The 11,431-nt window shown below is 42.1% G+C and carries 8 protein-coding genes and 1 pseudogene; 3 read left to right on the forward strand and 6 right to left on the reverse strand.

The genetic code is table 11. From position 1 onward, the window contains the following. Positions 1-220: 220 nt before the first annotated feature. From BSAG_RS20410 to BSAG_RS25895, 3 genes are read left to right on the forward strand one after another with little or no spacing between them, the layout of a single operon-like run. Complete coding sequence (locus BSAG_RS20410) at positions 221-2,098, forward strand: sialate O-acetylesterase (protein ID WP_004316127.1); 1,878 nt, start codon at positions 221-223, stop codon at positions 2,096-2,098. Between the two features lies 1 nt (position 2,099). Then, positions 2,100-2,474 carry an alpha/beta hydrolase gene (locus BSAG_RS25890; RefSeq protein ID WP_004316126.1) on the forward strand — a complete coding sequence of 125 codons (375 nt, stop codon included), beginning with the start codon at positions 2,100-2,102 and terminating at the stop codon, positions 2,472-2,474. Then, entirely contained in the window at positions 2,455-2,862 is a 408-nt protein-coding gene (locus tag BSAG_RS25895) for an alpha/beta hydrolase (RefSeq protein WP_004316125.1), read from the forward strand. Before BSAG_RS25890 ends, BSAG_RS25895 begins: the two co-directional genes overlap by 20 nt. A 456-nt stretch (positions 2,863-3,318) precedes the next feature. Here the strand turns inward: BSAG_RS25895 and BSAG_RS26135 are convergent, their stop codons facing one another. From BSAG_RS26135 to BSAG_RS20385, 6 genes and pseudogenes are all read right to left on the reverse strand, one after another. Beyond that, a complete protein-coding gene (locus tag BSAG_RS26135; RefSeq protein ID WP_371825049.1) occupies positions 3,319-3,843 on the reverse strand; it encodes a DUF6805 domain-containing protein in 525 nt (174 codons plus the stop codon). Then, a pseudogene (locus BSAG_RS20405) lies at positions 3,844-5,724 on the reverse strand (glycoside hydrolase family 127 protein); the annotation flags it as partial. A gap of 72 nt (positions 5,725-5,796) precedes the next feature. Next, complete coding sequence (locus tag BSAG_RS20400; protein ID WP_004316123.1) at positions 5,797-8,265, reverse strand: glycosyl hydrolase 115 family protein; 2,469 nt, start codon at positions 8,263-8,265, stop codon at positions 5,797-5,799. Positions 8,266-8,444: 179 nt separating this feature from the next. Beyond that, positions 8,445-9,251 (reverse strand): N-acetylmuramic acid 6-phosphate etherase, encoded by an 807-nt coding sequence (gene murQ / locus BSAG_RS20395; RefSeq protein ID WP_004316122.1) that lies wholly within the window; start codon positions 9,249-9,251, stop codon positions 8,445-8,447. Positions 9,252-9,291: 40 nt separating this feature from the next. Then, positions 9,292-10,128 (reverse strand): ATPase, encoded by an 837-nt coding sequence (locus BSAG_RS20390; protein WP_004316121.1) that lies wholly within the window; start codon positions 10,126-10,128, stop codon positions 9,292-9,294. A gap of 13 nt (positions 10,129-10,141) precedes the next feature. Beyond that, positions 10,142-11,425 (reverse strand): MFS transporter, encoded by a 1,284-nt coding sequence (locus BSAG_RS20385; protein WP_004316120.1) that lies wholly within the window; start codon positions 11,423-11,425, stop codon positions 10,142-10,144. Positions 11,426-11,431 lie beyond the last annotated feature (6 nt).

Here is an 11,431-nt window from a genome sequence, read left to right on the forward strand (position 1 = left end):
TTTGTTACGAAAGATAAAATATGTATCCGATTTTTTGTCCGTAGGTTGCCTCTTCCTGTGTTTGTGTTACCAATACTATGATGTATGTTACATACGGCTTATTGGGGAAGGAATTTTTTTGCTTTTTGTGCGAGAGCAACGTACTTTTGCAATATCTGTTTGAAAAGTGGAAGTATTAAACGGGTGTCTTACATAACTGATAAAACACATTATGATAATTATGATTACTGTAAAAAATGCATTCATACTATTGATGGTGTTGGCAGTCACATTGATTGCGCAACCTCTTTCTGCTGTTATACGGCTTCCTCGATTAGTCAGTGACAAAATGGTGTTGCAACGTGATACGGAATTGAAAATCTGGGGGTGGGCGGATTCCGGTGAGAAGGTCACTGTACGTTTTCAAGGCAAGCATTATGATACGGAGGCGAATCAGAAAGGTGAATGGTCGGTAATGTTGCCTCCTCAAAAGGCGGGAGGTCCTTTTGTGATGGAAGTGAACGAGCTCATTATTCGTGATATTTTGGTGGGAGATGTTTGGCTATGTTCCGGGCAATCAAATCAGGAGACGCCTATTTCGCGCCTGACAGATATGTTTCCCGAGATTAATGTGTCGAATAACCATATGATCCGTCATTATAAAGTACCTACTCAAAACTCAGTAGAAGATTTAAAGGAAACGATTGCCGGTAACGCTGTATGGCATTCGGCTATTGCTTCTGAAGTGATGAACTGGACTGCATTAGCCTATTTCTTTGCGCAGGAAGCGTATCAAAAATATAGAGTTCCTGTGGGGATGCTTGTTTCTAGCCTTGGAGGTTCCGCCATAGAAAGTTGGATTAGCCAGGAACATCTGAAAGAATTTCCACAATTGCTCATTGACAGAGAGGCATTGGATAGTTTGCGATTAGTCAGGAGAGATAAGGGAGCCGGTAAATGGATGGCAACCGATGTTGATGATTCTGATTGGTCGACGATACAGGTTCCGGGTAATTGGAGAACAAACGGAATGGATGTAAACGGTGTGGTGTGGTACAGAAAAGACTTTGAGGTCCCTGCTTCTATGGTCGGTAGGCATGCGAAGTTGTATATGGGGACACTTATAGACAGCGACTCTGTTTTTGTGAATGGATGTTTTGTCGGTTCCACAGCGTATATGTATCCACCGCGCAAATATAACATTCCGGCAGGCGTTTTGCGTGAAGGGAGGAATAATATAACAGTGAAACTGACGGCTAATTCGGCTAACGGTGGTTTTGTGGAAGAGAAACCATATAAGATAGTCGGCGATGAGGCGGAAATAAATTTGGTCGGTACTTGGAAGTATAGAGTCGGCATGAACCTGAATGAAGCAGGGAAGTATGTTAAACGACTGGCTAACTTAAAGTCTGCGGGGTCGGGACTTTATAATGGAATGATTTATCCGATTAAAGATTATAAAATCAAGGGAACAATTTGGTATCAGGGCGAAACTAACGCTGGACATCCGCAGGGATATGCCACATTGTTGGAATCATTGATTACTAACTGGAGGGAACTTTGGGAAATGCCGGAGATGCCTTTTTTATTGGTTCAGTTACCTAACTTTATGAAGAAGCAGATGCAGCCTTCGGATGGTGGTTGGGCAAGGCTCCGGGAAGCACAGTTGCAAATTGCTATGAATGTGCCTCATACTACATTGGCGGTAACTTATGATGTGGGAGAATGGAATGATATTCACCCGTTGAATAAGAAAGCTGTAGCGCACAGGTTATTCTTGGGGGCTCGTAAGGTTGCTTATGGGGAAAAGTTGGTAAGTTCGGGACCTGTTTATAAAGAGATGAAGATAGAAGGTGATAAAATCATCCTGACATTTACGGAAACAGGCAGTGGGCTCACCAGCAAGGAAGGAGTGTTAAAGCACTTTGCCATTGCAGGCGAAGACAGAAAGTTTGTTTGGGCGAATGCTGTTATTAAAGGCGGTAGGATAATCGTTAGCAGCAAAGACGTAGCAAAACCGGTGGCTGTCAGATATGCTTGGAGTGATAATCCGGAAGAAGCTAATCTTTGTAATAAAGAAGGATTGCTGGCTTCTCCTTTCAGAACAGATAATTGGTAATATGAAGAAGGTGATTTTATTTTTTATTGTATCAGTTTGTTGCTTGTCGTTATATGCACAAACAAACTATCAGAGTAGAGTGATGACAGATACGCTCTACAGTGACGTATTAAAAGCAAAGCGTGCGTATACTGTTTATCTTCCTAAGAGTTTCGAACAGGATAAAAAGAAAATGTATCCTGTGCTCTACCTGTTGCATGGTATGTGGGAAAAAAATGATGTATGGATGAACCGCGGGCACGTAAAAGACGTGATGGACTGTCTTACGGCCAGCGGTGAAGCTTGTGAAATGATTATTGTCTGCCCCGATGCGGGGGGGAGGAGATCCGAATATATTTCAGAATGGGTATTTCGATATGCCGGGTTGGGCGTATGAAACATTCTTTTTTACGGAGTTTCTGCCCTATGTAGAGAAACGTTTTCGTGTGATAGGTGATAAACGGAATCGGGCTGTAGCAGGACTTTCGATGGGTGGTGGCGGAGCTACTTGTTATGGGCAACGCCATACGGAACTTTTTTGTGCAGTCTATGCAATGAGTGCATTAATGGATATTCCGGAAGAAGGGGCCGCCCGCTTTAATGATCCGAATGGTAAATTGGCTGTTCTGACTCGTTCGGTTATAGAAAAAAGTTGTGTGAAATATGTTACCGGGGCAGATGAAGAACGGAAGAATGAACTGCGCAGTGTAGCTTGGTTTGTAGATTGTGGTGACGATGACTTCTTACTCGACCGTACCGTAATATTGAATTTTATCGTGCAATGAGGCAGGCTGATATCCCCTGTCAGTTTCGTGTGCGCGATGGAGGGCATACTTGGGAATATTGGCATTCGGCTCTCTATATTTGTTTGCCTTTTATTAGTCGGTTTATGGGGGTGTGATTTTTGTTTTATTTTATACGGAAATAACCCAAAATACTATCGCTGACAATAACTCGTCAATATGCAGCTTTTATCTCTTTCTCTTGCTTAAAAATAACTAATAAAATCATTTGTGGCAATTGATTCCCAACCAGGCAGTTATTGGTTAAATGGGAATTTAGCAGTTAGGCTGAAAGCCTTACAATTATATATTTATTGGGGTGCCCTGAAAGGGCACCCCAATAAATGATCATTTAGTTCATTAGAACCCGATATGAATCAAATTTTGGTGTGATTACTCTGATATATTATGTTAATACGAATAATTTGAATTTCATTTATTTATGAGTATCATTTTATCTTAGTCCTTAATAGCCGGGTCATCAACTCTTTTAACCAAACGGATAAAATAAACTGCTCCAGCAGTATTTCCCGGAATGGATTGAAATTTAACTCTTATATGATTTTTACCTTGAACCATTGAGCTAGGTATCTTATATCTTATATCTTGAAATTTAGATTGATTCCATCGCCCTGTATTATCCTCAGTCAGAAGCTTTTCATCATCAATGTAAATATCAAATTTGCGTCCTCCCCATTCTGCACCCCAATAACGAACCATTAAAGACAACTCAGTTTCCGCATTAGTTTTCATTTCGTAGCTGAAGTAACCTTCCGAAGATGCTTCACGGAAAAATTGTTGGTTTGCATTGCCTGTTCTTGATTTTTCTTGTAGTATTTTGTGGTCGGTTTCGGGTTGTTGTTCGCCCGGAGCGACAAAATCAACTGTCAGTTTTTCGAGGATTATCTTTTCCTTTTCGATAGTCGATAAAGAGTCAATATATGTCTGATACCCTTTGTTGGTTAAGGTTAGCCAGTACATCATGTACCTTGCGTCATGGATATTTGCAAAAGGTTCCAGTTTTATATCAATAGAATTAGCCGCTTTGATATTTGCTTTAAAGTGTAAAGGTTCATTCTTAATGGGAACTAATTTGCTCGTGATGTTTTCCATATCATCAACTATCAGAATGGGGGCTTGGTCCACAGGCAGCAATTTCCCACTTGGATATTGCCCCCAACGTCCATCGCCTGCGATAAGCCCTCGTAAATCCTCGGTGCCGGTTTTTGCTCCTAACAATATGGGACCATGCATAAATGCGATATAATTGGGAACATTTGGCAAGTGCTCAATGGTACTTCGCATAGGCAGTTCCACTTCCACTACATCACCTTTATTCCATTTTCTGTCAATACAAATATATGATGAAGGAAGAGCAGAGTAGTTCATGGATTTTCCATTCACAGATACCTTTAAAGCACCTTTATCCACCCATCCGGGATATCTGATCATTAGTTTAAAGGGGGATGATGCTTTTGTCACAGTCAGTTTTGTGCGCTCTTCGTAAGGAAAGTTTGTTTCCTGCCTGAGCGATATTTTCTTATTTTTCCAATTAAGTTCTGATGCAATAAACAAGTTTACGAATAACGAATCATCCGAATGAGTATAAATAAACTGGTTATATTTACTGTGGTTTTCCATGCCGGTACCTACACAACACCACATTGCTTCGTTGGGTGCAGAATATACCCTGTAGTGGCGCGGACGGGCAGAAGTAAAATATACGTATCCACCATGTTCAGGATGTTGGGTAGATAAAATATGGTTGAAAACAGTACGTTCGTAATAATCTGCATAGTGAGCTGATGGTTGCATGCGAAATAAATCTTCAGTCAATTTTAACATATTGTAAGAGTTGCACGATTCGGGGCCATCAACGTCATTGATATAATCACTACACGAAGTTACGCTTGGAAAATGTTCTCTCCGGCTGTTACCACCAAAAGCTAAAGAACGGTTTCCTGTGATCGTTTCCCACGAAAAGCGGCTGGCATTGGTATATTTTGTGTCTCCACTAAGTTCTGCTATTCTGGCAAAACCGATGAATTTGGGTATTTGCGTATTAGCGTGTTTGTTGTCAAGATTGTCAATACCTTGTGATAAGGGATCAAGAAGTATGTTTTGTGAATACCTTTTAGCCGCGACTAAATATTTTTTATTTCCGGTAATCTGATAAGCATCGGCAAGAATCTCATTCATACCACCGTATTCCATTTTAAGTACCGTCTGCATTTGTTCTTCATTCAGGTCATCCGTGATGCTAATGGCCCAGTCGCAGAACTTAAGAAACAGCGTTTTTGCTTGTTTGTTATTACAATAAAGCCAGGCATCTCTGAGGCCGGCATACATTTTATGCAAATTGTAAAATGGTGCCCATGCGGAATTATAGATACGGAGATCACCTTTTTTGAAAGTCGACCACAGATTCTTACTATTGGGAAAGCCACCGATATAACCAATTGCCCATTCTGTATTGTTAATGGCATTTGCTTCAAGGCATAGTTGAAGCTCCGAAATCATATATTCCATACGCCGTCCACATTCCTTATTGCCTGTTGCAGCATAATTCATTGACATAGCCGAAAGGTAATGCCCTGCCACATGGCCGTCAAGACCATCCCAGTTGGGATAGGTTTTCTTTCTCTCGGTCAATCCTGCTTCTTTGCGGTAAGGCGCCAGCAAACGGTCAACGTCATATTTGAGCAGGACTTCAATATTTAACTCACGGGCATGTTTGAATACTCCGTCAAGTAACTTCACATCCGCTATAGGGAATTCATTTTTGTATAATTTTTCCTGAGCGTTAGTAGGCGTTAATAACAATACTAACGCACAACTTAATAAAAGAAATTTTTGTTTTATCATTTTATTCTTATTTATAATAGAAACATTGATTCTCAAACCAGATGTATTCTCAGTTTTATTATATGTTTTGAATTATTTCAGTGTTTCCGGTGCTCCCAGATAGCTCGGTTGCAATCCGCCGGTATTGATTTGGATTTTCTCAAATACGATTCCCGGATCTAGCGGACGGATGCGAAGTGTATGTTTTCCTTCTTTTGCTAATAAATGATTAGAACGGGATTCGATAATCGGATTTGCCTGCCACTTGCCAAGTTCGCCCTGATAATGCCCATTGAAATTAATAATTTGTTCTTTATCTCCGTCAAGGCAGATTGCATATCTTAATCCTTTATTATCGTTGAAATTAAGGGTAGGGGCGAGTAAAAGTGTGACTTCTACGCTACCTGCTTTTTCTATTTCAATATCATATTCCAAGCACATTTTATCTGGAGTTTTAGTGACGGGAAGAGTCGTTACTCCTGATAATGTCTTTCCAAAATCGGGGATAAGATTCCATGTCGTTTCACCTTCTGCTATTGCTCGTGTGAAGTGCTCTGCTTCGATAGAAATATATCCGTTTGTCTCTATGAAAGTATACGTTCCCGCCTGTTCCGGAACTCGTGTGATCTTAGGCATTATTTGTTTGGGAGGATTATTCCATGAAGTATAACCTATATGAACTTGATCCATTAGGTGGTTCCACTTCCCTTTAGACATCACTTTATGGTAATAATGGGTTAGTAGAGAATCCCGCTCATAGCAGGCTACAACTTTGTCGGCCCATCGGTTAGCTTCCGTCTTTTGTTCGGCAGCAAGACGTTGGTTTTGGGCCTGTGCGTAATACATGTTGTACAAGTTGGCGCATGCTTGTACCGGAAATAAAATTAGTTGGTCGTATGCGTCTTTGTACGAGGCCGGCATTAGAAATCCTAGATTATGTGCATCCAATGCCAACAGATTATATTCATTTACTACCCGTTCCCATTCGTTATAATGAAAGCTGTATGTTTGGGCATTTAAGAGTTCCGGTGTCACACGACGATTGTATTTAGCATATTGGGAAAGAATACGGGCAGCTTCTTTCGCATATTTCTCACCGAATTGTTGGGCGCAGAAATCTTCTGTATGTCGTTGTAAGTTTTGGGCATTGAATTTTTCCGGATTCCATGCCATATCCAAGAAGAATGTAATAGGATATTCCATTGGTTTCAAGTCTCCTACATTTACAATCCATAGTTTACGTACTCCATATTCGTAGGTAAGATTCATTTGTTCCCATACACGTGGAATCGGACTGATATTGATCCATTTGGAGTTTCGTGGAGCTCCTACGTAGTCGAAATGATAATACATGCCATATCCGCCCGAACGTGGTTTTTCGTTTAGGTTAGGGAGCTTGCGCACATTTCCCCAGTTATCGTCACATAAGAGTAGAGTAATATCATCCGGTACTCGCATCCCTTTATCGTAATAGTCTTGTACTTCTTTGTAGAGCGCCCATACCTGTGGGGTGTTTTTAGCTTTTTTCTTGGTGACGGTTTCGATAATTTTTCGTTGGTCTTTGACGATATTTTCCAGTAGTGAGATATTGGCGCCTTCACTCATAGGCTCGTCGCCGTCACCACGCATACCTACGGTAACAACGGTTTCCCAATTTTTTACACGTTCCATTCCGGAAGTCCAAAAGTTACGAAGTTCTTTAGCGTTGTGATTGTAGTCCCATTCACCTTTTCCACGACGTTTCCAGTCTTGTTGTGCCAGTGCCATCGGTTCGTGATGAGAGGTGCCCATTACAATTCCCATCGTGTTGGCTAATTCTCCATTTTGTGGATCATCGTCGTAAAATGCGCTTGCCCACATGGCAGGCCACATAAAGTTACCTTTCAAACGCAATACCAACTCGAAGACATGTTTATAAAATTGGCTGTTGAATCCTCCGAACTTTTCTTGAGACCAGCTCCCCAGGCAAGGCCACTCGTCATTCAGGAAGATTCCCCGATATTCCACTTTCGGTTCTCCATCTGTGTATGTACCTGGTTTGATGTATATGTCCGTTTGTTTCTTGACGGGTACGTCTGCCCACCAATACCAGGGCGAGACTCCGATTTGTTTGGACAGTTCGTAAATACCGTAAATTGTTCCCCGTTTGTCACTTCCGGTAATTACAAGTGCTTCATCCACTCCTTCCAAAGGAGCGGTAACAACTTGCAGGATATATTTTTCGTTTTTGCCTTCCAGCTCTTTTCTATCTATTTTACCGGAGGCTATTAATTTTTGTATAAGTGGAGTTTGAAGGGTACCTATTAACAGGCATTGCTTGTCACTAGCCTTTGTGTTGATTTCGGATTGGCTACCGCAGACATTCAACAAATCCTGTTGTAGATTATCAATAGCCATTTTAACTCCTTTGTCTTCGTTTATATCCATCAGAATAGAACAAGGCTTTCCATTTTTTATTAATGGGAAATGGTGGTCAGCTGGTGTGAAAATAACGAATGTATCTGCTGCTGATATTAAAAGGCTGATTATTGAAAAATACAAGAATAGAAATACCTTCTTCATGGTTAATAAATAAAATGGTTAATCATAATTTATTTTCTTGTTTACAAAGGTAGGACATCTTAAAATAGAATGTACAAAGAAGATGTTTCTATTCCATATAACCGGTGTTACAATGTTATTCTGTACGTTTCATATTGCTTTAGAGGTGTTACATCTTGCTTATTGTGAGTATATAGATACTAAGAATGTTGATATGCATCAATAGCCTTTTTTACTGACCCATGAAGTAAAAGGAGTTTTTGCGCACGGTCATGGTCCAGTCCTAATTCATCCATAATCATCTGCGTCCCTCTTTCTATAAGTTTATGATTGGTCAACTGCATATTCACCATCTTATTTCCTTTCACCCGTCCTAGTTGAATCATGACGGAGGTACTAATCATATTCAGAATCATTTTCTGTCCGGTACCCGATTTCATCCGGGAACTGCCTGTCACATATTCCGGCCCTACAATCATTTCGATGGCGACATCTGCTTCTGCCGCCATTGGAGAATCGGGATTACTGGTGATACAACCTGTCAGGACACCGTGTCTACGGGCTTCCCGTAAAGCACCGATTACGTACGGGGTAGTGCCGGAAGCGGCAATGCCGATGACGGTGTCTTTTTCGTTGATCTGGTGTTCGACGAGTTCTTCCCAACCTCGATTTTCATTATCTTCGGCTCCTTCTACCGGATTGCGCAAGGCTGTATCGCCTCCTGCAATCAGTCCGATAATCCAGTTGGGAGACATTCCGAAAGTAGGAGGGATTTCGGAAGCATCCAATACTCCCAGGCGACCGCTTGTGCCGGCCCCCATATAAAAGATGCGTCCGCCCTGTTTCATGCGGGGTACAATCTGATTGACGAGCTCTTCAATTTGTGGAATAGCCTTTTGTACGGCTAATGCTACTTTCTGATCTTCCTGGTTGATATCTTCTAAGATCTCTCGCACAGATTTCTTTTCCAGATGATCGTAAAGTGACGGTTGTTCGGTTATCTGCATTTTTATAATTACTGGTTATAAATTACAATAGGTAAAAGAATTATTGTTGATGGTATTGAATCAGTCCTTCCATCGGACTTTGAAGAATCTTACCGATTTGAATACCTGTTGTTTGCGCAGCTTCCTGCAAAATCTCCTTGTAACAGTGAGCTACGGAACCAATAAAATGTACCGGATATTGCTTATAATCATATTGCATCACGTTTCTGCGGAGAAAAGCGATAAAGCTGTTGAGTACTAGTGAACGGATAGCCGGTTCTTCCAAGTGCTGTGCAAGGAAAGGGGAGAGACTAGCCAGAAAACGGTTCGGGAAAGGCTGGCGATAAACCCGGTCGATGATTTCGGGAGCCGTCAGGTCGAACTGTTTTAAGAAAGCTTCTTTGATGGCAGGCGGAAGCTGATTTTTCAGTACATCGCCTACCAGTAGTTTTCCTAAGACTGCGCCGCTTCCTTCATCTCCCAGGATGAATCCAAGAGGGGAGATGTTGTTGACAATCTCTTCACCGTTATAGAAACAGGAATTGGAACCTGTGCCGAGGATGCAGGCAATCCCTGCTTCATGTCCGCATAGTCCGCGGGCAGCGGCAAGCATATCCGAGTTGGCTTTGATATTCCCGATGACGGGCAGGCTGTCGGCAATAGCCCGCCGGAGGACGGGAGCCTTTTCGGGAGTGCATCCTGCACCATAAAAAAAGACGGAGTTGATCGTTCCTTCCGGTAGTTGTGGTAGAAGGGAATGTGTCAGCTCTTGTTGAATTTCTTCTTCTGATTGGAAGAAGGGATTAATTCCCTTCGTTCCCATTCGTTTGATTGGGGTGCCGTTGAAAACGATGCACCAGTCGGTTTTGGTAGAACCACTATCTGCAATGAGTATCATATCTTTGAGTTTTTTATTGTTTCTTTCCGAAAGAATCCTCCAGTCGGTTGCGAATCATTAATGAGGCGACGATACCGGGCAGGGTACAAATACAAACCCAGATAAAGAAGTTTGTGTATCCGAGATGTTCCTGTATCCATCCGGCAGGCATACCGGGAATCATCATGCCCAGTGCCATAAATCCGGTTCCGATAGCATAGTGTGCCGTTTTATGTTCACCTTCTGCTATATAAATCAGATATAGCATATAAGCGGTAAAGCCGAAACCATACCCCAACTGTTCGATCGCTACACAAATGGCTATAAATATAGGATTGTCCGGGGTGGCGGCAGCCATCCATACATATAATAGATCGGGAATGTTGATGGCTAATGCCATGGGTAATATCCATTTCTTGAATCCGTCACGGGAAACGAGGAAACCACTAATGATTCCACCGAGCAATAAAGCTATGACACCTATGGTACCGTAGATCATTCCGACAATTGCTGTGGATAAACCCAGTCCACCTTTATCGGTCGTATCCAGCAGGAAAGGAGAAGCTATTTTGGCTAACTGTGATTCTCCCAACCGATAGGTGAGGAGGAAAAAGAACATGAGACCGAGGTTCTTTTTCTGAAAGAATGTGACAAAGGTCAAAAGGAAATCTCCTAACAACTTACCCGGTGTGAGGCCGGGACGTTTAATGTCCGAATCAGGATGGGGGAGGATAAGTCGATGATAGATAGTAAGAGCCAGAAATAATCCGGCAAGGAGGTAGAATGTAATACTCCATGCCAAGGGAATATTGTTCTGTGATGTTTCCAGCCATCCTGCCAGCATGACTAGAATTCCCTGCCCGAAAATATTGGCAAGCCGATAGAAAGTATTCCGGATACCGACAAAGAAAGATTGTTCCTTATTATTGAGTCCGAGCATATAGAAACCGTCTGCTGCGATGTCATGCGTAGCGGAACTGAACGCCAACAGCCAGAAAAAGGCGAGAGTCAACTGTACATAATGAGCAGTCGGAATAAAGAAGGCTATCCCCGCAAATCCGGCAGCGATGAAACCTTGCATGGCAATAATCCAGGCGCGTTTCGTTTTCACCAAGTCGACGAAAGGACTCCATAGCGGTTTGATAGTCCAGGGAAGGTAGAGCCAGGAAGTGTATAAGGCTATTTCCGTATTGGATAATCCCAAACGCTTGTACATGATAACAGCAATCGTCATTACCGCTACGTATGGCAGCCCTTCTGCGAAGTAGAGGGTGGGTATCCAGCTCCAGGGATTTCTTTTTGTAGTGGATGTTGTCATGGTATT

Origin of the sequence: Bacteroides sp. D1, assembly GCF_000157095.2 — a bacterium.
Lineage (GTDB): Bacteria > Bacteroidota > Bacteroidia > Bacteroidales > Bacteroidaceae > Bacteroides > Bacteroides xylanisolvens.